We start from the raw sequence: 23,774 nt of genomic DNA, 5'->3' as shown, positions 1-23,774 counted from the left end.
TCTATTCTTTAACAGGTTAAAATGATGCGTTTAAACCAAACAGGAACTGCTTTGCCGGCGGGTTAAAATCGTTCTCCGGGTCTATGCCACTCCAATTCGTAAGCGTTAGAAGATTTACGGTGCTGACGTATAATCTTAGTCCTTCAATAAAGCCCGATTTGCGCAGCATTGGCTTAGGCAGGGAATAGCCGAGCTGGATATTTTGTAAGCGCAGGAAACCTGCATTTTCTACAAACCTGTCAGAGGTTCGGGTGTTGCCGTTCGGGTCTCCGTATACAGCTCTTGGCATGGTCAATGAAGGATTTTCAGGCGTCCAGCGATTAAGTGTGGTAGCCCATTGGTTGGCACCGTTTGTACTCATCGTTTCACCGGTTGCGCGCATTACATTGTATTTCTGTACATCACCAATGCCGTAGAAATAGGCGGAGAGATCCAGTCCTTTCCATGACCCACTACAGTTGAAACCATAGAAATAGCCGGGAATGGTTTTACCGAGATAAGTGCGATCATTTGAATTGATTACACCGTCGGGCGTTGCATTAAATGCGCTTGGTGTTTTTGGGTCAGGGCTGCCCTGTACATCTACGAAATAGGCGTCTCCCGGTTTTGGCCTGATGGATGTATAGGCATCTGAATTACGCTGCAGCCATTGGTCTATTTCTGCCTCTGATTGGAAGATGCCCCCCATTTTGTAACCATAGATAAAGCCAAGATCATAGCCTTCCCTGATATTGTCTGCAACAGGCACACCATTATTCAGTTTGATAACCTTGTTGCTTTGCGTTGTGAAGTTGCCCGAAAAGTTAAAGTCTGCCGCGCCGATTTTGGTACTATAACCAACCTGTACTTCCACACCGCGGTTACGCACAGAGCCAATGTTGATGTCTGTGGTGTACTCTATTCCTGTACTTGGTGGCGGTGCCACATTTTGTATAATGTCGCGGTTGATCTTACTGTAGTACTCAACACTGAGGTTTACTTTATTGTTAAACAAAACAGCATCGAAGCCGGCACCTGATGTAGTGAGCGTCTCCCAGCTTAAGCTCGTATTGGCAAAATTGGGAAAGAATGCGCCACCAACCTGTGTACCAAAAGGATTGCCGTTGCCTGAGCCTACCGAATAATCGGGCGACGTGATGCCGGGATTTAGCAATGAAAGATATGCCCATCCTCTTGTGCCCTGGTCATTACCGAGCTGTCCCCAGTTGGCCCGTAATTTCACATCGTTTAGCCACAGGGGTTTTTTCTCCATAAACTTTTCCGAGGTTATGCGCCATGCAACGGCCACAGCAGGAAATGTGCCCCAGCGATGCCCGGGCGCGAACCTTGATGAGCCATCTCTTCTTACTGTTCCCGTAATATAATATTTGTCGGAAAATTTGTAGTCTATTCTGCCGATGTAGCCCAGCAGTGAACGTTTTTCCAATAGTTTTAAACCGCCCTGGCTAAGCACCTGTTGCTCCGGTGTATTCCATAAGTTGGGATCAAGATAATAAAGCGCTCCGCCACCTGTAAGCACATCCCAGAACCATTTTTGTTCTGTTGCACCAACAGTGATATCGATGTTATGATTATTAAAGAATGTAGCTGTATAGTTGGCTGTTAATTCTTTGGTGATGCTTTTGTTGACCGCATTTCGCACGGAAATGTTTCCGACAGTATTGGAATCTCTGCCGGCATAAGTTGCATAAGGGTTACCGGGTGTTTCATTAAAAACATAGGATTTAAAATTGTTGAGGTTTTCATTTCTGCCAATCATATAATCACCTCCAAGCAGTCCTTTAATCTTTAAACCTTTTACCGGCGTTACCTGCAGGTATGCATTGCCCAGTGCCCGTATGTCCCTGAAACGGTTTTCATTCAGTGCCATGGTGCCAAACACGTTGCCGTTTGTTTGCCCACCCCATAATTGTTTTGGGTAGCCATCTGCAAAATTGTATACCGGGCCTGCATCTACTTTTGTAGGGTCGAATGCAGGGTTGGGAACAAACATGTATGCAAATGGCTGCGCAAACCCTGCGGGGCCATTACCAAAAATTGGCTGCCATGGCGGAGATGTTTGTGCAAGCCCAAGGTCTGCGTAGTTTTCATTTAACCTGTTTTCATACACCAGTCTTGACGTAAGGCCTACTTCGATCAGTTTGCCGATCCTGCTGCTCAGGTTACTTGCGAGTGAATACCTGTTGAGCCCGCTGCCAACCAATGTACCTTCTGTTTTATAATAACCCGTAGATATATAATAATTCAATGCTTCAGTAGCGCCCGATATTTTTACATTCAGGTTTCGTATTGGCGCATTTTTATTCAGCATTTGCTCCTGCCAGTCGTATGTGCTGCTGTTACCAAGATATTGCGAACCTGCAGGATCGTACAATGGGCCAAACGGGCTTGTTGCATCTCCAATGGGTATGGGCGTGCCATCGCTTACATTAGGATTGTTCGCATAAGCTTCCTGGTACAGCGCAGCATACTGTTGCGTATTCAGCAGCGTTATTTTTTTGCCGGTAATGTTTTGTATGCCCATGTAACCGTCAACCGTTACTTTCGATTTTCCACGCCCACGTTTTGTAGTGATCAGTACTACACCATTAGAAGCTCTTACGCCATATATCGCGGCAGCAGATGCATCTTTCAAAACACTGATAGATTCTATATCACTTGGGTCTATCAGGCTCCAGATATTGTTTGGTGTTGCAAGATCCTGCAATACTGCTTCGCCTGAGCCATAGCCGCCTTCTGTTACCGCTACTCCGTCTATTACATACAGCGGATCATTTGGTCCGTTGAAGGTATTTACACCTCTTACACGAATAGAAACCCTGTCATTGGGGTTGCCACTCGCAGAAGGTACATACACGCCGCTCATCCTGCCCTGCAGTGCAAGCTGCGAAGTAGGTGCGGTTGTCTTTTCGATGTCTTTGGAAGTGATGCTTGCAACAGCACCGGTAATGTCTTTCTTTTGCCTGGTACCATAACCGATAACCACCACATCATTCAATACAGAAGCTTTCGATGCAAGAGTAACATTGATTACAAGATCTTTGCCAACGGTTACCTCCTGCGGTTCATAGTTGAGTGAGCTTATTACCAGCACAGCACCGTTTTGCACGGTAAGTTTAAATGAACCGTTTACATCTGTAACAGCGCCTTTAGTATTGCTTCCTTTAACAGAAACACTTGCATTTGCAATGGCAGCACTTGTGGCAGAGTCGGTAACGCGGCCTGTTACTGTAACGTTTTGCGCATTTGCTGTAGTCACAAAAAATAACAGGCATCCAATAAATACAATGTGTAAAACAACCTGAGGGATTAAACGCATAGCAATCAATTTAGGTGAGCAGTTTTAATGGTAATCATGCACAAATTACCATGTGCGCATGCATGCGCTGTACTGTGCTATGCTGTGGCATTATTGTACTTGCCAGGAAAACTGGAGGGTAATGGTGAATGGGAAGACGTGAGACGGCAAACGTGGGACGTGAAACGGTAACGTGAGATATTCTTATGCAATCAACAAACTGCTATCCCACATCGTGTAGATGCATCGAACATTGCTGAAGCTACGGTAGTACAAAAGCTCAATCAGGGAGAAAGCAGGAAAAGGGTTGAAATGGGCGAAGGAGATTAGCGAAGACCTCAACTACTAAAATGCACTGAGCAATTTTTTTCTTGCCTGGCTTTTTGATCGCTGTGTGTCAGTACAACAGAGCGGCAAACAACTTTGTAGAAATAAATTAATTTATGAAACGAAACGTGTTTATTGCACGCACAAAAACTATTTGCTGAAATGCAGCAGGGCCGCACCCTTGCTGCCTGAAGAACCAGCCGTACAAGTGAGTGACACAACCAAAGCTTAATAGTAGCAACGCAGCTAAGCACATAAAAAAAACCGCTGCATGATGCAGCGGTTTGTATAAAATGATGGGAGTAACTACAATTTTTTGATCATGATGTTTTTGAACCAAACATCATTCCCGTGATCCTGCAAAGCGATGTGGCCTTTTTTGAAAGTGCCCCAATCTGCTTTGTCTTTAAACTTGCTGCCTGCTACCAGTTTCTTCCAGTTATCATCCCACAAGGTGGTAGATACAACTTTTGTTCCGTTGAGGTAAAGATCAAGCTGGCCATTGTTTGAAATGATCTCGGCCTGGTTCCATTCGCCCGGTGCTTTTACGTTCTCGGGGCTGGCGGCAATGAGATCGTACAGGTTGGCTGCGCGGTGTTTTGGAATTTTGCCATCGCTGTGGCCATCATTATCGAGCACCTGCATTTCCAGGCCGGTGTGCCAGGTCTCTTTGTATTTGGCAGTGTCTTCGTGCACATAGAAAATGATACCGCTGTTGCCGTTCCTGGATATCTTCCAGTCGAGTTTAAGATCGAAATTTTCAAACTCATCACTTGTTACAAGATCGCCACCACCTTCTGTCTGGTAATCTTTTTTAGCAGATGCATTTAAAAAGATAGCGCCACTGTCAACCGACCAGGCTTTACCGGGCGCCGATTTGCCATATGTGTGCCAGCCATTTAGTGTGCTGCCATCAAAAAGCGATATCCATCCGGTGTCTGTATTGGTGCTCATGGCTGTTGTATCTGTTTGCGTAGTGTCTGTAGCATCGGCTTTATCTTCGCCGGTACCACACGCTGTAAGACCGAGTGCAACCATTGCGCCCAAGGCTAGTAATTTCATATGGTTTTTGTGTTTTATTGAGCGTCTTTAAGTAATAATACGTATTTCACCATCTGCTCTGCGTCTGCCTGAGATATTTGTGGATGTGCAGTCATTGGTACAGAACCCCAAACACCTGATCCGCCTTCAATCACTTTCTTTGAAAGGTAGGCTACCGCAGTATCCACCCCTGCATATTTCTGTGCTACTTCTTTATAAGCAGGCCCGATCAGTTTTTCTGTTGCTTTATGGCAGGTAAGGCAATCTGATTTGCCTATCAGTGCAAGACCAGCCTTGTAATCAGGATTCTCAGTCACATCACCGCTTGTTGCTGCAGGTTCTGTTGTAGAAGCAGATGCAGAAGAATCACCTGCAGCGGTATCTGAATTACCACCACCGCATGCTGCAACCAAAACTACCAGCGCAGCGCTTACAAAATACTTTTTCAAAGTCGTATGTTTTTATGTTAATAAAAATAGAGTGCACTAAGATATTAACGAATGCCCAAAACGCTGCGATTAAAATTTTCATCGCTGCCTGTATTGGCAAAATCGTCAAACGCTTTTTCGGTTACACGTATAATATGGTCTTTAATAAATACAGCCCCTTCTTTCGCGCCATCTTCCGGATGTTTGATGGCACATTCCCATTCCATTACTGCCCAGCCCTTATAATCGTATGCAGCCAGTTTGCTAAAGATAGATTTGAAGTCAACCTGCCCGTCACCCAAAGATCGGAAGCGGCCTGCCCTGTCTACCCAGCCCTGGTAACCACCATATACGCCCTGTTTACCGGTGGGGTTAAACTCAGCATCTTTTACATGGAACATTTTTATGCGTTCATGGTAAAAATCGATATAGTCAAGATAGTTCAGGCATTGTAAAACAAAGTGCGACGGATCATATAACAAACAAGCTCTTGCATGGTTGTTTACATGTTTCAAAAACATTTCATAAGAGATACCGTCATGCAGATCTTCACCCGGGTGAATTTCATAACAAAGGTCTACACCAGATTCATCGAAGGTGTTCAGAATGGGCAACCAGCGGCTGGCCAGTTCTTTAAAACCTGTTTCTACCAATCCTGCAGGGCGCTGAGGCCAGGGGTACACGGTATGCCACAATAAAGCGCCGCTAAATGTAGCATGCGCATTAAGGCCAAGGTTTTCAGAAGCTTTGGCGGCATATTTCAATTGTTGTATCGCCCATTCTGTCCTGGCTTTACTGTTGCCATGTACTTCTTTTGGTGCAAAGCCATCAAACATTACATCGTATGCAGGGTGTACTGCTACAAGCTGTCCCTGTAAGTGTGTAGAGAGTTCTGTTATCTCCAGTCCTGCAGCATTTACAATGCCTTTTATTTCGTCTGCATATGTTTTGCTTTCTGCTGCTTTTTGAAGGTCTATACAGCGTGGGTCCCACGTAGGTATCTGCACGCCCGCAAAGCCTATACTTTTTGCCCACTCACATATAGCCTGCAGACTGTTAAACGGCGCATTATCACCCATGAATTGTGCAAGGAAAATTCCGGGTCCTTTAAGTGTTGTCATAAAATGCAAGGATTTTTTTGGTTACAAGCTTTCGGTTATAATGGCATCGCCTGTTGTGTCACTCACTTGTGCGTCCGGAACGTGTATGAGCTGTGTGCTACAGGCTGTAAGCCTGGCATACAGGCCACAGGCGTTGGTGCCCGGCTGCATCAACATATTAGTGCAAGATGCAGGAAAAGCCCGGCGCTTATGTTGCAGCCGGGCTTTTAAAAATTTATACGGTGTGCGGTGTCCACTTTTCTGTAGACTGTCCTGATAGTACCACGTTGTCTATAAAAGCCATACCTCTTATACCATCTTCCACGCCGGGAAAATCGAGCATTTCTTTTGTAGGTTCAGTACCATCAATTTTTGCAGAAAGTGTTAAGGCAAAATTGCGGTAGATATTACCAAATGCCTCAAGGTAACCTTCAGGGTGACCGCCGGGTGTTCTGCAGTTGTGCGTGGCAAAACTTGACAAACGGTCGCCGTAGTTGCCACCTGCCCTTAATATTTGTGCAGGTGCGTCAAGCCACTTAACAAGCAATGTATTTGGCTCATGCTGGTACCACTCAAGTCCGCCTTTTTCTCCATATACACGTATACGTATCCCATTCTCTTCGCCTGCTGCCACCTGGCTGGCCATCAGTACGCCTGTGGCACCATTTTCTAATTTCAATAATACATTACCGTCATCATCCAGTGCACGACCTTCCACCAAAGCATTTAGGTCTGCACACATATGTGTAATCTTTAAACCTGTTACATATTCTGCAAGGTGTGCAGCATGGGTACCAATATCTCCCATACAACCACTCTTGCCGCTTTTCTTGGGGTCTGTTCTCCAGGCAGCCTGTGCATTGCCTTCTCTTTCGCTTAGTTTGCTAAGCCAGCCCTGCGGGTATTCAACCCACACTTTTCTTATTTTACCAAATGTATTGGCAGCAACCATTGCCTTGGCCTGCTTCACCATCGGGTAGCCGGAGTAGGTATGTGTAAGGCACAGCGTTAAACCTGTTTCAGCAACTTTTTGTTTCAGTTGCAAGGCTTCATCAAGTGTAAATGCAATAGGCTTCTCAATCACCACATGAAAGCCATTGTCCAGTGCCATCATTGCAGGTGCAAAGTGTGCGAAGTTTGGTGTAACGATGGTTACAAAATCCATTCGTTTGTCTGCAGGTAGTGCGGCTTCTTTCTTAATCATCTCTTCATAATTCAGGTATGTTCTGTCTTCAGGAAGAAACAACATTTTACCAGACTCAACTGCAACTTCAGGATTTATACTGAGTGCACCACAACAAAGTTCTATAAGGCCATCCATGTTGGCAGCAATACGGTGAATGGCACCAATGAAAGCATCCTTGCCTCCACCTACCATTCCCATTCTTAGTTTTCTGTTCATTTGGAAAATAATTTTAGACGAGAAAGTGGATTTAAAAGTAAAAAAATTATATTTACCCGTAGCAAATTAATGATTGATTATTATAAGGATTACAATGTTTTTGCAACTAACAAATGTTATAGCCTTCTTTTGTTAAAAAAAATTTTTTCATTGCGTTTTAATGACGCATTGTCTGTACATTTAGGGCGATCAAGTTTTATAAGTGTATTTCGAACATATATAGTTTATATAACCTCTAATCAACAATCTAACGTATGTCAGCCATTAACCGGAACCAACTTTTTGTAGCCAGTTGCCTGGCGTTGCTTGTTACATCTTTATCTTTTGGTATAAGGGCAGGTATCCTCGGTCGTTTAGGCGTAGAATTTCAGTTAAGTGCAGAACAACTTGGCACCATTGCGGCAACAGCATTCTGGGGTTTTCCGCTGGCAATTATTATTGGTGGTATGGTGGTAGATGTAATTGGTATGAAGAAGTTGCTTGTTGGTGCAGGCATCTTTCACCTTGCAGGCATTTTATTGACTGTATTTGCCACAGGTTACTGGTCGTTGTTTTTATCTACACTGCTTATAGGTATGGGAAATGGTACGGTAGAAGCCGCATGCAATCCGCTTGTTGCCACCATTTATTCAGACAATAAAACAACAAAACTCAACCACTTCCATTTATGGTTTCCCGGTGGTATTGTAATAGGCACATTACTGGTATTTCTGTTTGATAAAATAGGTCTTGGCTGGCAGGTGCAGGTTGGTGTAATGCTGATCCCTACGCTACTATACCTTTACCTGTTTAGCAAGCTGGAGTTTCCCGTTACAGAACGTGTGGCAAGTGGTGTTTCAACATCTGAAATGTATGGTTCATTGTTGAACCCGTTGTTTATTGCAATGATCATTCTCATGTTTGGTACAGCAATAACAGAGTTGTTCACTGGTCAGTGGATTGATGTATTGCTCAAGAATGTAACAGAAAATGCTATCCTGCTGTTAACAATCGAAACGGGTATAATGGTTATTGGCCGTGCCTTTGCTGGGCCTGTTGTACACCGTTTATCGCCTTCGGGGGTGTTGTTATTCTCTGCAATATTTGCTTCACTCGGTTTATACCTGTTAGGGCACTCTACGGGAAATATGTTATTTGTAGGCGCTATTGTGTTTGGTATCGGTGTATGTTATTTCTGGCCTACCATGATTGGCTTCGTGGCAGAAAACCTTCCCAGGACAGGTGCTGTTGGTTTAAACTTTATGGGTGGTGCAGGTATGTTTGCTGTTTCTGTTTACATGATCTTCATGGGTGGTTACTACGACAGGTTATTAGCCGCCAAGTTGCCTGCAGGTTCAGACCTGGCCACTTATACAGGTTCTTCCGCAACACCGGAGATGACGGCTGCATTAAATGAAGCCAAAAAGGCAGCAGGCCCTGAAATTATTAATGCCACACTCATTATCCCCATCATCCTTACAGTGGCATTCCTCATACTTTTTATTTATATGAGAGGCAAAAGGAAACCAGGGTTACAACCGGCAGGCGCTCATTAACAGCAATAGAACTATAACACATGTCAAAGCATCAAGATCGTCGTTCCGCACTTAAAAATATCGTAGCCGGTTCTGCAGCCGTTGCCGCAGCACCGTTGCTTTCCTCTTTCAGCAGTGATAACAAAAATGAAAATACCTTGAAAGGAAATATCAATCATTCCGTATGTCAGTGGACATACGGTTTTCTGTCTGTAGAAGAACTTTGTAAAGTAGCCAAAGACATTGGCCTGAAGGCCATCGACCTGATGGGCCCTAAAGACTGGCCAACACTGCAGAAATATGGCTTGTACAGCTCTATGTGTTACGTAGGCGCAGGCTCTAGCCTTACAGAAGGCTGGAACAACAAAGCCAACCACGCAAAGCTTATTAAAGACTACGAAGAAACTTTTCCGCTAATGGTTAAAGCAGGCTACAAACAGGTGATCTGTTTTAGCGGTAACCGTAATGGAATGGATGATGAAACAGGTTTAAAGAATTGTGCTGAAGGCTTACAAAAAATTCTGCCCGCAGCAGAAAAGGCAGGTATTACAGTGGTGATGGAATTGCTCAACAGCAAAGTGGATCATAAAGACTATATGTGCGATAAAACCCATTGGGGCGTGGAACTGTGTAAAGCTACAGGATCTGAAAACTTTAAACTGCTCTACGATATTTACCACATGCAGATTGATGAAGGTGACGTAATCAGAACCATCAAAGACAATCATCAATACATTTCCCACTACCACACAGGTGGCGTGCCCGGCAGGCACGAGATTGATGATACCCAGGAATTGTATTACCCCGCTATCATGAAAGCAATCCTGGATACAGGCTTTAAAGGTTATGTAGCACAGGAGTTTATGCCTGCAGGGCCCGATAAAATTGCTTCACTGCGCAAGGCAGTTCAGATCTGCGATGTTTAATAAGATATCTGTAAACCTGCAGCATCGCATGCCGCGGGTTTTTGTTTTACTAACCTGGAAGAATGTAACATACGATAGCCAGGCTGATTGTACAAAACCCGGGAGCCCGGGCATTGCTGATTGAAAAGCTGCAGTACAAGTGAGTGACACAACCACAGTTGAGAAAAGATATATTGCTTGTAACATAAAAAAATTTACCCCTTATGGCAGATAACGTATTTGATGCCATTGTAATCGGTTCAGGAATCAGTGGCGGATGGGCTGCAAAAGAATTGTGCGAAAAAGGTCTTAAGACCATTATGCTTGAACGTGGCCGCGATATTAAGCACATTGCAGATTATAAAGAAGCCAATAAAGAAGCGTGGGATTACCCGCACCATGGCCAGAAAACACAGGCCATGATCAAAGACTATCCTGTACTTACCAGGGATTACCCGTTGAATGAACGTAACCTTGACTACTGGGTGAATGAAAAAGAATCTCCTTACACAGAAATAAAACGGTTCGACTGGTTTCGCGGCTATCACGTAGGTGGCCGGTCGCTTATGTGGGGGCGCCAAAGCTACCGCCTAAGCGATTTTGATTTTGAGGCAAATGCCAAAGAAGGCATAGGCATAGACTGGCCCGTACGCTACAAAGAAATTGCGCCCTGGTACGATTATGTGGAGCGTTTTGCAGGCATCAGCGGCAGCGTGGAAAACCTGCCAAACCTGCCCGATGGCCAGTTTCTGCCACCCATGGAAATGAACTGTGTGGAGAAAGACCTGGCACCGCGATTAAAAGAATTTTATAAAGGCCAGCGCCATATGATCATTGGCCGTGTTGCCAACATTACACAGCCTTTGCAGGACAGGCAGGCATGCCAGTTCAGGAACAAATGCTGGTACGGTTGCCCGTTTGGTGGTTATTTCAGCACCCAGTCTTCCACCTTGCCCGCTGCCATGAAAACAGGCAACCTTACACTAAGGCCATGGAGCATTGTTACAAAAATTCTGTACGATAAAGACACGAAAAAAGCAACCGGCGTAGAAGTGCTGGATGCAGAAACAAATAAAACATACGAGTACAAAGCAAAAGTGATCTTCCTCAACGCTTCGGCATTAAACAGCGCATGGGTGTTGATGAATTCCGCTACTGATGTATGGCCCGATGGCCTTGGCAGCAGCAGCGGAGAACTAGGCCACAATGTAATGGACCATCACCTTGGTGTAGGTGCATCTGGCATGGTAGAGGGTTACGAAGACAAATATTATTATGGCCGGCGTGCAAACGGTGTTTACATTCCGCGTTACCGCAATCTTTTTGGCGATAAAAGAGATTACCTGCGCGGCTTCGGCTACCAGGGTGGTGCAAGCAGGCAGGGCTATAACCGCTCACTCGAAGAGCAGTCGCTCATGGGTACAGAATTGAAAGAACTGCTAACAGAGCCCGGCGCCTGGATGATGAATATCGGCGGCTTTGGCGAAACGCTGCCTTACCACGAAAACAAGGTTACGCTCGATAAAACAAAGAAAGATAAATGGGGCCTCAATGTACTCGCAATGGATATTGAGTACAAAGACAATGAGGTTAAAATGCGTAAAGATATGGTGGCCGATGCGGTGGAAATGCTCGAATCCGTTGGTGTAAAAAATGTGAAACCACGCAACGGAGATGGTACCTTAGGCCGTGGCATTCACGAGATGGGTACCGCACGCATGGGTAAAGACCCCAAAACATCTGTGTTAAACAAATGGAACCAGGTTTGGGATGCGCAGAACGTATTTGTAACAGACGGAGCGTTTATGACATCTGCTGCGTGCCATAACCCCTCATTAGGCTATATGGCGTTTACCGCACGTGCTGCTGATTATGCGGTAAATGAATTAAAGAAAGGAAATATATAAGCGTTACATGTTTTCAAAAGATTGCTGAAACATGTAAGAGATTTATTGGTGAACCCGGCTGCTGAATAAGTATTGAACACCTGTTGCGTCGCACTCTTGTACTGTAGATTACAATTCAACATTGCGCAGCATGCAATGAACATACAGCATTACACTTGCCTGTTAAATCATTGTTGTGTTGCCACCCGTTTACCACGTACACGTTAAAGCGACAGTGTGCAGTAAGACACAACAGGTAATAACGCTATAAAAAATCTTCTGCTCGTAACATAAAAATTTAAAACTCATGGCTGAAAATGTGTATGATGCCATCGTCATCGGATCAGGCATCAGTGGCGGTTGGGCCGCTAAAGAACTTTGCGAAAAAGGTCTGAAAACAATTATGCTGGAACGTGGAAAGGATATTAAGCATATCACCGACTACACCGAAGCCAGCAAAGAAGAATGGAACTACCCGCATCGCGGAGACCGCACGCAGCAAATGATCAAAGATTACCCCGTTTTAAAAAGAGATTATCCCCTGAATGAAAGAAACCTCGACTGGTGGGCCAGTGATATTGATTCTCCTTACACCGAGGTAAAACGCTTCGACTGGTTTCGCGGTTATCATGTAGGTGGCCGCTCACTCATGTGGGGCCGCCAAAGCTATCGCTGGAGCGACCTGTATTTTGAAGAAAATGCCAAACAGGGTGTTGCTATAGACTGGCCGGTACGCTATAAAGATATAGCTCCCTGGTACGATTACGTAGAAACTTTCGCAGGTATCAGCGGTGGCGATGAAGACCTGCCTGAATTACCACGTGGTAAGTTTATGCCACCCATGGAAATGAACTGCGTAGAAAAAGACCTCGCCGGCCGCATCAAAGGTTTGTACAGCGGCAACCGCAAAATGATCATGGGCCGCACTGCACACATCACCAACCTGCAGCAGCACCAGAAAGATCTCGGCAGAAACAATTGCCAGTTCCGCGATAAGTGCTGGTATGGCTGTCCTTTCGGTGGCTACTTCAGCACACAGTCTGCAACATTGCCTGCTGCTATGAAAACGGGTAATCTTACACTCCGTCCGTGGGCCATCGTAACCAAGATCCTGTACGATAAAGACACAAAACGCGCAACAGGTGTTGAGATACTTGATGCAGAAACGAACAAGACATACGAATACAAAGCAAAAATTGTTTTCCTGAATGCATCTGCACTAAACAGTGCTTGGGTGCTGATGAACTCTGCTACAGATGTATGGCCCGATGGTTTGGGCAGCAGCAGCGGCGAACTTGGCCACAATGTAATGGATCACCACCTGAATGTATACGCTGGTGGCCTCATTGAAGGTTATGATGATAAATACTATTATGGCCGCCGTGCAAATGGTGTTTATATTCCACGCTACCGCAACTTCTTTGGTGATAAACGTGATTACCTGCGCGGCTTTGGTTACCAGGGTGGCGCAAGCCGCGGACGTGGTGCTGATATTGCCGAGTACAGCATTGGTGCAGAGTTAAAAGAAGCAATGACAGAACCAGGTGTATGGAGCTTTGGTATGGGTGGTTTCGGAGAAACATTGCCATACCACGAAAACAAGGTTACGTTGGATAAGAGCAGGAAAGATAAATGGGGTCTCAATGTATTATCGTTCGATTGTGAATTAAAAGACAATGAGCTGAAAATGCGTAAAGACATGCTGGAAGACGCAAAAGAAATGCTTACGGCACTGGGCGTAAAGAATGTACAGGGCGGAGATTCCAATCCTTACCTCGGTCGTGGCATTCATGAAATGGGTACGGCGCGTATGGGGCACGATCCTAAAACATCGGTGCTCAATAAATGGAATCAGGTATGGGATGCACCCAATGTGTTTGTAACCGATGGTTCATTCATGACAAGTGCTGCCTGCCAGAATCCTTCCCTAACATACATGGCATTTACAGCACGTGCTGCTGATTATGCAGTGCAGGAACTGAAAAAAGGAAATATTTAATACTGTTTGAGAATCTGGAGATGGGCATACAAATGCATCAGGCATTACTCATCTCCGGATTCTCAGCTTTCAAATGATCGCTATGCCAGGAGATTCTTCCAAAGTAAACATTAACGCCGGCGGTATTGAAAAAAATACCTTCGATGCTATTGTTATTGGCTCGGGCATCAGCGGTGGCTGGGCCGCCAAAGAACTGTGTGAGAAAGGGCTGAAGACACTCGTGCTGGAGCGTGGAAGGGAGGTAAGGCATCTCAAAGATTATCCTACCGCCACCATGAACCCGTGGGATTTTAAACACAGAACCGAACTGCCGGTATCACAATTAAAGAATGATCCTGTTGTAGCCAGGTGCTACGCATACAATGAAACATCAGCGCATTTTTTTGTAAAAGATCACGAGCATCCTTACATACAGGAAAAACCGTTCGACTGGATACGTGGCTACCAGGTGGGTGGCAAGTCTTTGCTTTGGGCAAGGGCCACACAACGCTGGAGTAAATACGATTTTGAGGGGCCGGCAAGGGATGGGTTTGCGGTTCCCTGGCCCATCAGTTACGATGAGCTTGCACCATGGTATAGCCATGTGGAGCGCTTTGCGGGCATCAGCGGAAACAAAGACGGCCTGGATACTTTGCCGGATGGCGAGTTCCTGCCACCCTGGGAACTGAATTGCGTAGAGAAAGATATGCAGGCAAAACTAAATGCGGCGTACAAAGACCGTAATGTGATCATTGGCCGTTGTGCACATCTTACAAAGCCCAACCAAATACACCTCGATCAGGGCCGCATGCAATGCCAGGCAAGAACCTTGTGCGAAAGAGGCTGCCCGTTTGGCGGTTACTTCAGCTCTAACGCTTCCACCTTGCCGTGGGCTGAAAAAACAGGCAATCTTACCTTACGGCCGGATTCGGTTGTTCACTCCATCATTTACGATGAACAAAAAGGGAAGGCCACCGGTGTACGGGTTATAGATGCCCATACCAAAAAGGCAACCGAGTATTATGCAAAGATCATTTTTGTAAATGCAGCCTGTTTAAATTCCAATCTTGTACTGCTCAATTCTACCTCGGCCCGTTTTCCCAACGGTCTTGGAAATGACAATGGCTTACTTGGTAAGTATGTAGCATTTCACAATTACCGTGGTACGCTGTATGCGTCTATGCCGGGTTATGAAGACAACTATTATTACACCCGCAAGCCTACAGGTGCCATGCTCCCTAATTTTCGCAACGTTTATAAACAGGAGATGGACTTTCTTCGTGGTTATTCTGTGCATTTTAGTGCAGGCCGTTCACGCGGCGTTGAAACACAAGAGCAGATTGGCGCAGCTTATAAAGAAGGCTTAACGGAAGCAGGCAAATGGGTGGTATTTATGATGATGCAGGGCGAAACCATTCCAAAAGAAACAAACCATGTGCGGTTGAGTAAAGATAAAACAGACGAATGGGGTGTTCCACTGTTGGTTACGTCTGTTGATTATGATGATAACGACGAAAAAATACTGAAAGATTTTTTGGAACAGGGGCAGGAGATGCTTACAAAAGCGGGTTGTACAGATATTACTCCCAACGACAGCAAACAGGCTCCCGGCCTTGATATACATGAAATGGGCGGTGTACGTATGGGCGCTGATCGTAAAACATCTTTACTCGATAAATGGAACGCGTTCCATAATTGTAAAAATGTTTTTGTAACAGATGGTGCATGCATGGTCTCGGTTAGTACGCAAAATCCATCCCTTACGTTTATGGCACTTACGGCACGAGCAGCAAACCATGCAGTGGAAGAACTGAAAAAAGGAAATATATAGCATTGAGTATGATGGCTGGAACAATTGTTCAAATAAGCAGGCATCTTTAAATCACAATTAAATGCCCGGAGATTCATTACATATTAACTCAGGCGGGGTAGCAGCGCACACTTATGACGCTATTGTCATTGGCAGTGGCATCAGTGGTGGCTGGGCCGCAAAGGAACTGTGTGAGCTGGGGTTAAAAACACTGGTACTGGAACGTGGCAGAGATGTAAAGCATATAAAAGATTATCCTACTGCCACAAAATTACCATGGGAGCTTCCTCACCGTGGCGCCATTACAGCAGAACAACGAAACAAAAATCCGCTTATTACAAAAGCTGCGGGCTATGGTGAAGACAACCAGTTCTTTTTTGTGGAAGATAAAGACCATCCATACATACAGGAAAAGCCTTTCGACTGGATTCGTGGTTACCAGGTTGGCGGCAAGAGTCTTACATGGGGGCGTTGCACGCAACGCTGGAGCGATTTTGAATTTACCGGCCCGCAACGTTTTAACTACGGCTGGGATTGGCCCATCCGTTATGCCGATGTAGCCCCATGGTACAGCCACGTCGAAAAATTCATTGGCGTATGTGGCAATAAAGATGGCCTCGAGTCAATGCCCGACGGCGAATTCCTGCCACCGTTCGAACTCAATTGTGTAGAGCGCCATCTGAAAGACAGCTTTATAAAAAATTACGGTAACCGCCACCTTGTACATGCCCGCTGGGCGCATTTAACCAAAGCCAGCCAGGTACACTTAGACCAGGGGCGCGGCCAGTGCCAGGCAAGAAACCTGTGTATGCGCGGTTGTCCTTTTGGCGGGTATTTCAGTTCTAACGCTTCCACATTGCCGTGGGCTGCAAAAACAGGCAATCTCACACTACGGCCCTTTTCTGTTGTGCACTCTGTTATTTACGACGAGCAAAAGCAAAAAGCAACAGGTGTAAGAGTAATAGATGCAGAAACCAAACAGGCTACAGAGTTCTTTGCAAAAATCATTTTCGTAAATGGCTCGGCGCTCAACAGCAACCTGGTATTACTCAATTCTACTTCCAACCGTTTTCCAAACGGGCTCGGTAACGATAGTGGCATACTGGGCAAATACATATGCTTCCACAATTACCGCGGGTGGATGAATGGAGAAATAGAAGGTTTTGAAGATGGTTATGTATATGGCAGAAATCCTACAGATGCCATCGTGGCCAATTACAGGAATCTTCATACGATCGATACAGATTTTACAGGCGGTTACACCACCTATATGGGCGCATACCGTTCAAGAAGCGATGGGGAAGCAGGCGCAGAACAAATAGGCGCCGCCTTCAAAGAATCTTTAACCGTGCCGGGTAAGTGGCATGTATATGCATACCTGCAGGGTGAAACAATTCCCAAAGAAAGCAACCATGTACGGTTGAGTAAAGACGAAAAAGATCAATGGGGTATTCCATTACTCATTACCTCTGTGGGGTATGATGATAATGATGAACGCCTGCTGAAAGATTTTTTTGTACAAACGGAGGAGATGCTTACAAAAGCCGGTGTGAAGAATATAACGCACAATGACAGTAAGCAGGCTCCCGGGCTCGATATACACGAAATGGGCGGCTGCAGAATGGGCAACGATCCCAAAAATTCAATGCTCGATAAATGGAATGCACTGCATCATTGTAAAAATGTTTTTGTTACCGATGGCGCTTGCATGACAAGCACCGGCAATCAAAGTCCGAGCATCCTGTACATGACCTTAACGGCAAGAGCAGCCAATCATGCAGCAGACGAATTGAAAAAAGGGAATCTTTAAAAGATACGGGCTGTACAAACGTGGAATAAAACAATGCGGTTTCGTTTTACGCATTACAGAGATTAAACCGGGTGAAGAAAAAATTTTTTTGGGCCCGGCTGTTGAATAAGCATGTAGCATCGTTGCGTCGCACTCTTCAGCGTTCAGCGCTTTGCTGAGCAGGAAACAGCCGCTGCGCAATGTGCACTTTGCGCACCATGCCACGCAAAACACCGGTTTGTATCTGTGTAAGTGATCTATCATAAATCAACTATAAAGTAGAAAATAATGCCAGGCGATTCTTTAAACGTAAACAATAAAGCGGTTGCACAAAACACGTACGATGCTATTGTTGTAGGCTCAGGCATCAGCGGTGGCTGGGCTGCAAAAGAACTTACCGAGAAAGGGCTTAAAGTATTAATGCTCGAACGCGGCCGAAACTTTGAGCATATCAAAGATTATAAATCAGCATCGCTCGATCCCTGGCAGTTCCCTCACCGTGGGCAGGCCACGCAGGAGCAGTTAAAAGTAAGACCCGTTATTGCACGTACCTGGGGAAAGAACGAAGGCATTATGGACTACTGGGTAAAAGATATTGATGCACCATATACAGAAATAAAACCTTTTAAATGGTGGCGTGCTTACCAGTTGGGCGGCCGCTCTGTTTTATGGGGCAGGCAGAGTTACAGGCTTAGTGATTTTGATTTTGAAGCCAATGCAAAAGATGGATGGGCCATCGACTGGCCGGTACGTTATAACGAGATTGCCCCCTGGTACGATCATGCAGAGAAATTTGCCGGCGTAAGCGGCAGTATCGAAAATATTCCGCAGTTGCCAGACGGGCAGTTTTTGCCACCAATGGAACTCAACTGCGTAGAGAAAGATGTTTCAGCACGCATAAAAGAATATTATAAAGGACAGCGCCATTTGATCATCGGCCGCGCTGCACATATTACAGCACCGCATCCCGGCAGGCAGCAATGCCAGTTCCGGAACCGCTGCTGGGAAGGCTGCATGTTTGGTGGCTATTTCAGTACACAGTCTGCTACATTACCTGCTGCAATGAAAACAGGTAACCTTACAGTAAGGCCATGGAGCATTGTAACAAAAGTGCTTTACGATAAAAACACAAAGAAAGCAAAAGGTGTAGAAGTACTGGATGCAGAAACAAACAAAACTTACGAGTTCTTCTCAAAAATTGTTTTCCTGAATGCCTCTGCATTAAACAGTACATGGGTACTAATGAATTCTGCAACAGATGTGTGGCCTGATGGTTTGGGCAGCAGCAGCGGAGAACTGGGGCATAACGTAATGGACCATCACTACAACCTTGGCATAAGCGGGGACGTTGATGGTTTTGATGATAAATATTACTACGGCCGCCGCGCAAACGGCTTTTACATTACGCGCTTCACCAACCTTTTTGGTGATAAAAGAGATTACCTGCGCGGTTTTGGTTACCAGGGTTCTGCAACACGTGGCTCATGGAGCAGGGATATTGCAGAATATTCCGTGGGCGCAGAGTTTAAAGAGGCACTCACCGAACCCGGCGGCTGGCGCATAGGGATGGGTGGTTTTGGCGAATTGCTGCCTTACCATGAAAACAAAATAATGCTTGACAAAGAGAAGAAAGATAAATGGGGTTTGCCAATACTTGCAATGGATGCTGAGCTGAGAGACAATGAGAAAAAAATGCGTGCAGATATTCTGAAAGAAGGCCAGGCAATGCTGGAGGCCGCAGGTGTTAAAAATGTAGTAACACGTGATGGTGGCCACGAAATTGGTGATGGTATTCATGAAATGGGCACTGCACGCATGGGCCACGATCCGAACACTTCAGTAGTGAACAAGTGGAACCAGGTATGGGATGCGCAGAATGTGTTTGTAACAGACGGTGCATTTATGACGTCTTCTGCCTGCCAGAACCCATCGCTTACTTATATGGCCTTTACCGCACGTGCAGCCAGCCATGCAGTAGAAGAACTAAAGAAAGGCAATATCTAACGCTATCTGCAATGGATCTGTTCCAAAAAATATGCAAACCAAAAATCAGCAATAAATGCCGGGAGATTCACTCAATATCAACAACAGGGCAATAGCGCAAAACACGTATGATGCTATTGTGGTGGGGAGTGGAATTAGTGGTGGCTGGGCAGCCAAAGAACTTTGCGAAAAAGGGCTTAAAACGCTTGTGCTCGAAAGAGGCAGAAACGTTGAGCATATCAAAGACTATACAGACACAACCAAAGACCCTTGGGAACTGGTACACCATGGCAGCAACGACAATACGGACAAAGAAAACAGTCCTATACAAAGCAAGTGCTATGCTTATAATGAAGTATCGGGTAAGTTTTTTGTAAACGATAAAGAGCACCCTTATAACCAGGTAAAACCGTTTGACTGGATACGTGGTTACCATGTAGGTGGCAGGAGCATTATGTGGGGCAGGCAATGCTACCGCTGGAGCGACATAGATTTTGAAGCCAATGCCAAAGACGGGTTTGGTGTAGACTGGCCCATACGCTATAAAGACCTGGAACCTTGGTATACATACGTAGAGCCATTTGTGGGCATCAGCGGCTCGGTAGAAAATTTGCCGCAATTGCCGGATGGTAAGTTTCTTCCCCCGATGGAAATGAATTGTATTGAAAAGCATGTGGCGGAACGCATTAAAAAATCTTTTGCAGATGGCAGAACAATGATCATTGGCAGAACGGCCAACCATACAGCAAAAGTAGGCGACCGCGGGCCCTGCCAGTTCAGGAACAAATGCCATGAAGGCTGCCCTTTCAGTGGTTATTTTAGCAGCAACGCTGCTACGCTGCCCGCCGCCGCTAAAACAGGCAACCTTACATTACGGCCTTTCTCAATTGTACAGGAAGTTATATACGATAAGCAAACAGGCAAGGCGAAAGGTGTACGCATTATCGACGCAGAAACAATGAAGACAGAAGAGTATTTTGCAAAGATCGTTTTCCTGAATGCATCAACCCTTGGTACTGCACACATACTGCTCAACTCTGTTTCCGATGCATTTCCGGATGGGTTGGGCAACAGCAGCGGCCAGGTAGGGCATAACCTGATGGACCATCATTACGGTGTAGGTGCTTATGGCGATTCTGATGATTTTGCAGACCAGTATTTTTATGGGCGCCGTGCCAACGGTATTTATATTCCACGCTTCCGTAACATAAGTGACAGCACAAAAATGAAGGAATATGTACGTGGCTTTGGCTACCAGGGTGGTGGAAGCCGCGGCAGGATAAACATTGATGAAGGTATTGGTGCCACATACAAAGAATCATTGACTGAGCCCGGCAAATGGACCTTTGGTATTGGTAGCTGGGGAGAGCACCTGCCTTATTTTGAAAATAAAGTAACGCTGAACAAAGATAAAAAAGACAAATGGGGCTTACCAACGCTGGATATAGATTGCGAGTTTAAAGACAATGAGATGGCCATGCGTAAGGATATGATGAACAGTGCAGCGGAAATGCTTGAAAAAGCAGGCCTGAAAAACGTAGGCACTTACGATAATATGCCGGCGCCAGGTTTTTGCATACACGAAATGGGTACCGCCAGGATGGGTAAAGATCCTAAAACATCTGTACTCAACGGCTTTAACCAGATGCATGAAGTAAAAAATGTGTTTATAACAGATGGGGCCTGTATGGCAAGCAGTGCTTGCCAGAACCCCTCGGTTACCTACATGGCGCTTACAGCACGTGCGGCAGATTATGCAGTGGCAGCGTTGAAGAAAGGCAATATTTAGAATGGCTGATGTATGATGTTGAATGTATGATGCCTGAAATCTCCCATCAGACACGAACAAATAAGGCATCAGCAATTTGGAACCCGGTGGCACATTGCCGAATTACTTGTTGCAGTACAAGTGAGTGACACAACAAAAGCATCATAGCAGTAATGCTGCCCGTTACAAGAAACAACAACAAAATAATAAGCGTGTTGCCAACAACACGTAAACTTTTAAACTACATTTGATAACTATAAACCATTGTTTGTTATGAACAGGAGAGATGCCTTATCGAGAGTAGCGCTGATCATGGGCGGTACTATTATTGGGGCAGAAGCTTTTTTGAGTGGCTGTAAAACGGCTACCAAATATGGCGAAAGCCTCAACTTCACCCCGGATGATGTTGCCTATCTTAACGAGATAGCAGAAACCATTATTCCTGCAACATCTACACCCGGCGCTAAAGACGCAAAAGTTGGTGAATTCATGACTGTTATTGTTAAGGATTGTTACGAAGAGAAAGACCAGAAAGCATTCCTTGAAGGCATGAGCAAGCTCGACGAAGCCAGCCAGAAAAAGAACAAAAAATCTTTTATGGAAAGCACACCCGAAGAGCGCAAAGCTTTGCTGATCGACCTTGACAAAGAAGCAAAAGAATTCAACAAAAGCAAGAAAGCCGAAGATGCCAACCACTACTTTACGGCGCTTAAGCAACTGACCTTGTGGGGTTACTTTACGTCAGAGCCCGGTGCCACAAAAGCACTGCGCTACGTTGCTGTACCCGGCCGCTACGAAGGTTGTATTCCTTACAAAAAAGGAGACAAAGCCTGGGCTACCTAGCCGCTTATTGTTTGTAGTTAATAGTATTATGAGCCCGGCTGTAAAACCTGGCTCATCTTCGTTGCGTCGCACTCTTGTACTGCAGCAACTTTATTCAGCAAACGCGAAGATCTAAGCGGTTATTTTGGGTAAAGCAACGTACAAAAGAACCATGTACTTCAGGTGCCGGAACGTAGGTATTGCGTAAAGATTAACGGTAACAATAAAAATAAAATGCCATGAGCTACTCAAGAAGAAAATTTCTTCAGACAAGCGGTTTATTAACAGCAGGCGCCATGCTTGCTTCCAACAACATCTTTGCTGCCAAAGACCCATTGAATGCCTATGGCATACAGCTTTGGACCGTAAAAGAAGATATGATGAAAGATGCCAAAGGCACATTAAAAGCACTTGCATCTTACGGTTATAAACAAATAGAAGGTTTTGAAGGAAAGAATGGAATGTTCTGGGGTATGACGGTGGGTGAAATGAAATCTTATCTCGCCGATCTTGGAATGACAATGATATCGAGCCACTGCAACATCAACGATAAGTTTGAGATAAAAGCAGCCAATGCAGCCAATATGGGAATGAAATACCTGATATGCCCATACCTTGGCCCGCAGAAAACCATTGATGATTACAAACGTGCGGCAGATAATTTTAATGCCAAAGCGGAGATCTGTAAGAAGAACGGGCTTCGCTTTGCTTACCACAACCACGGCTACTCGTTCCAGATGACAGACGGGCAGATGCCGCAGGATGTAATGATGAACAATACCAATCCTGACCTCGTAGATTTTGAAATGGATATGTACTGGGTAATTACCGGTGGTGCCAACATTGATGACTACCTGAAAAAATTCAAGGGCCGCTGGAAGCTGTGCCACGTGAAAGACAGGGATAAAGCTGCAGACCCCAAAGAAGCAGATGCTTCTGTAATACTGGGTACGGGCAGTATTGATTACCCGTCTATACTTACGAAAGCTAAAAAAGCAGGCGTAGAATATTTCATTGTAGAGCAGGAAAAGTTTACCGGGTCTACACCACTTGCCAGCGCAGAAGCTGACGCAAAATATATGGCTACTTTAAAAGTATAAGTGCTTATATAATAAAAAACGGGTCTGATGTTCAGACCCGTTTTTTTATGATTGTCTTGTAAGTTTTATTTGCATCATTTTCACTTCTTTGCCGTCTGCAATTTTATACATCGTCATTACCTGCGTATTCTCATCAACAAACTGCATGGTCTCTTTAACCTCTATTTCCCTGCCCTCTGAGGGTTCTACCATTTTTCCTGCAAATGTTACCGTTTTGGTAGCTTCATCGTAAGGGCCCTCGAAATATGTAATGCCGGAACCCATATTGTCTACCCATGTAGACTGGAATATTTTCCTGATATTGTCATAGCCTACAACATTACGGCCTTCGAAAGGCATGCCGCCAAAGTTGCCCGAAGACACCGCTTCGAGGTACATACCGTTCAGGATCATCTTCATTTCACAGGTGATTTCCATCTTCATCGGTTCTACACCGGGTGCCGTCCACATGGTCATTTCTTCTTTCCATTTGCCGGTGCTCCCGGCAAGCATTTTATGCATGTCGCCCGGTTTCATGTAATCCATCATTTTCTGCATGTCTTCCTGCGACTGCGCAAATGTTTGTGTGGTGGTTGCAGACAGTAACAGGACTGTCGTAAGAGCAAGTATTTTTTTCATAAGCG

16 protein-coding genes are annotated in these 23,774 nt (G+C 45.2%); 10 read left to right on the top strand and 6 right to left on the bottom strand.

The features are described 5' to 3' along the window. Window positions 1-16: 16 nt before the first annotated feature. From I5907_RS04040 to I5907_RS04020, 5 genes are all read right to left on the bottom strand, one after another. On the bottom strand, window positions 17-3,319 hold the full coding sequence (locus I5907_RS04040) for a SusC/RagA family TonB-linked outer membrane protein (RefSeq protein ID WP_196989443.1): 3,303 nt from the start codon (window positions 3,317-3,319) through the stop codon (window positions 17-19). Window positions 3,320-3,931: 612 nt separating this feature from the next. Next, window positions 3,932-4,687, bottom strand: coding sequence for a 3-keto-disaccharide hydrolase (locus I5907_RS04035; RefSeq protein ID WP_196989442.1), 756 nt, complete (start codon window positions 4,685-4,687; stop codon window positions 3,932-3,934). A gap of 14 nt (window positions 4,688-4,701) precedes the next feature. Further along, window positions 4,702-5,115: a c-type cytochrome gene (locus tag I5907_RS04030; RefSeq protein WP_196989441.1), complete on the bottom strand. Its 414-nt coding sequence runs from the start codon at window positions 5,113-5,115 to the stop codon at window positions 4,702-4,704. Between the two features lie 44 nt (window positions 5,116-5,159). Further along, the gene (locus I5907_RS04025) at window positions 5,160-6,215 is read right to left on the bottom strand and encodes a sugar phosphate isomerase/epimerase family protein (protein WP_196989440.1); all 1,056 of its coding nucleotides are present in this window, start codon (window positions 6,213-6,215) and stop codon (window positions 5,160-5,162) included. A gap of 214 nt (window positions 6,216-6,429) precedes the next feature. After that, window positions 6,430-7,596, bottom strand: a complete 1,167-nt coding sequence (locus I5907_RS04020) for a Gfo/Idh/MocA family protein (protein ID WP_196989439.1) — start codon at window positions 7,594-7,596, stop codon at window positions 6,430-6,432. 254 nt (window positions 7,597-7,850) lie between these two features. Here I5907_RS04020 and I5907_RS04015 point away from each other — a divergent pair, with 254 nt between their 5' ends. The 10 genes from I5907_RS04015 to I5907_RS03970 all read left to right on the top strand — a co-directional run bounded on the left by I5907_RS04015 (window position 7,851) and on the right by I5907_RS03970 (window position 23,151). Beyond that, a complete protein-coding gene (locus I5907_RS04015; protein ID WP_196989438.1) occupies window positions 7,851-9,131 on the top strand; it encodes an MFS transporter in 1,281 nt (426 codons plus the stop codon). Window positions 9,132-9,151: 20 nt separating this feature from the next. Next, complete coding sequence (locus I5907_RS04010) at window positions 9,152-10,036, top strand: hydroxypyruvate isomerase family protein (RefSeq protein ID WP_196989437.1); 885 nt, start codon at window positions 9,152-9,154, stop codon at window positions 10,034-10,036. Window positions 10,037-10,239: 203 nt separating this feature from the next. Beyond that, window positions 10,240-11,922 carry a GMC oxidoreductase gene (locus I5907_RS04005; RefSeq protein ID WP_196989436.1) on the top strand — a complete coding sequence of 561 codons (1,683 nt, stop codon included), beginning with the start codon at window positions 10,240-10,242 and terminating at the stop codon, window positions 11,920-11,922. A 286-nt stretch (window positions 11,923-12,208) separates the two neighbouring features. Beyond that, a complete protein-coding gene (locus I5907_RS04000; protein WP_196989435.1) occupies window positions 12,209-13,900 on the top strand; it encodes a GMC oxidoreductase in 1,692 nt (563 codons plus the stop codon). A gap of 82 nt (window positions 13,901-13,982) precedes the next feature. Beyond that, window positions 13,983-15,710 (top strand): GMC oxidoreductase, encoded by a 1,728-nt coding sequence (locus I5907_RS03995; protein WP_196989434.1) that lies wholly within the window; start codon window positions 13,983-13,985, stop codon window positions 15,708-15,710. Window positions 15,711-15,771: 61 nt separating this feature from the next. Further along, the gene (locus I5907_RS03990) at window positions 15,772-17,499 is read left to right on the top strand and encodes a GMC oxidoreductase (protein ID WP_196989433.1); all 1,728 of its coding nucleotides are present in this window, start codon (window positions 15,772-15,774) and stop codon (window positions 17,497-17,499) included. A gap of 267 nt (window positions 17,500-17,766) precedes the next feature. Continuing rightward, entirely contained in the window at window positions 17,767-19,482 is a 1,716-nt protein-coding gene (locus I5907_RS03985) for a GMC oxidoreductase (RefSeq protein WP_196989432.1), read from the top strand. A 55-nt stretch (window positions 19,483-19,537) separates the two neighbouring features. Continuing rightward, on the top strand, window positions 19,538-21,250 hold the full coding sequence (locus tag I5907_RS03980; protein ID WP_196989431.1) for a GMC oxidoreductase: 1,713 nt from the start codon (window positions 19,538-19,540) through the stop codon (window positions 21,248-21,250). Window positions 21,251-21,502: 252 nt separating this feature from the next. After that, on the top strand, window positions 21,503-22,072 hold the full coding sequence (locus tag I5907_RS03975) for a gluconate 2-dehydrogenase subunit 3 family protein (RefSeq protein ID WP_196989430.1): 570 nt from the start codon (window positions 21,503-21,505) through the stop codon (window positions 22,070-22,072). Window positions 22,073-22,290: 218 nt separating this feature from the next. Next, window positions 22,291-23,151 carry a sugar phosphate isomerase/epimerase family protein gene (locus tag I5907_RS03970; RefSeq protein WP_196989429.1) on the top strand — a complete coding sequence of 287 codons (861 nt, stop codon included), beginning with the start codon at window positions 22,291-22,293 and terminating at the stop codon, window positions 23,149-23,151. 45 nt (window positions 23,152-23,196) lie between these two features. Here I5907_RS03970 and I5907_RS03965 read toward each other — a convergent pair whose 3' ends face one another. Further along, window positions 23,197-23,769: a DUF1579 domain-containing protein gene (locus I5907_RS03965; RefSeq protein ID WP_196989428.1), complete on the bottom strand. Its 573-nt coding sequence runs from the start codon at window positions 23,767-23,769 to the stop codon at window positions 23,197-23,199. Between the last annotated feature and the right edge of the window lie 5 nt (window positions 23,770-23,774).

The organism is Panacibacter microcysteis, from assembly GCF_015831355.1.
GTDB classification, from domain to species: Bacteria; Bacteroidota; Bacteroidia; order Chitinophagales; family Chitinophagaceae; genus Panacibacter; species Panacibacter microcysteis.
Note: the sequence above shows the minus strand (reverse complement) of the source record. Positions and strands in the feature narration are given on the sequence as shown.

Coding starts and splice junctions, on each gene's coding strand:
- I5907_RS04040 (WP_196989443.1), bottom strand. CDS start 3,319: ATGCGTTTAATCCCTCAGGTTGTTTTACACATTGTATTTATTGGATGC.
- I5907_RS04035 (WP_196989442.1), bottom strand. CDS start 4,687: ATGAAATTACTAGCCTTGGGCGCAATGGTTGCACTCGGTCTTACAGCG.
- I5907_RS04025 (WP_196989440.1), bottom strand. CDS start 6,215: ATGACAACACTTAAAGGACCCGGAATTTTCCTTGCACAATTCATGGGT.
- I5907_RS04020 (WP_196989439.1), bottom strand. CDS start 7,596: ATGAACAGAAAACTAAGAATGGGAATGGTAGGTGGAGGCAAGGATGCT.
- I5907_RS04015 (WP_196989438.1), top strand. CDS start 7,851: ATGTCAGCCATTAACCGGAACCAACTTTTTGTAGCCAGTTGCCTGGCG.
- I5907_RS04010 (WP_196989437.1), top strand. CDS start 9,152: ATGTCAAAGCATCAAGATCGTCGTTCCGCACTTAAAAATATCGTAGCC.
- I5907_RS04005 (WP_196989436.1), top strand. CDS start 10,240: ATGGCAGATAACGTATTTGATGCCATTGTAATCGGTTCAGGAATCAGT.
- I5907_RS04000 (WP_196989435.1), top strand. CDS start 12,209: ATGGCTGAAAATGTGTATGATGCCATCGTCATCGGATCAGGCATCAGT.
- I5907_RS03995 (WP_196989434.1), top strand. CDS start 13,983: ATGCCAGGAGATTCTTCCAAAGTAAACATTAACGCCGGCGGTATTGAA.
- I5907_RS03990 (WP_196989433.1), top strand. CDS start 15,772: ATGCCCGGAGATTCATTACATATTAACTCAGGCGGGGTAGCAGCGCAC.
- I5907_RS03985 (WP_196989432.1), top strand. CDS start 17,767: ATGCCAGGCGATTCTTTAAACGTAAACAATAAAGCGGTTGCACAAAAC.
- I5907_RS03980 (WP_196989431.1), top strand. CDS start 19,538: ATGCCGGGAGATTCACTCAATATCAACAACAGGGCAATAGCGCAAAAC.
- I5907_RS03975 (WP_196989430.1), top strand. CDS start 21,503: ATGAACAGGAGAGATGCCTTATCGAGAGTAGCGCTGATCATGGGCGGT.
- I5907_RS03970 (WP_196989429.1), top strand. CDS start 22,291: ATGAGCTACTCAAGAAGAAAATTTCTTCAGACAAGCGGTTTATTAACA.
- I5907_RS03965 (WP_196989428.1), bottom strand. CDS start 23,769: ATGAAAAAAATACTTGCTCTTACGACAGTCCTGTTACTGTCTGCAACC.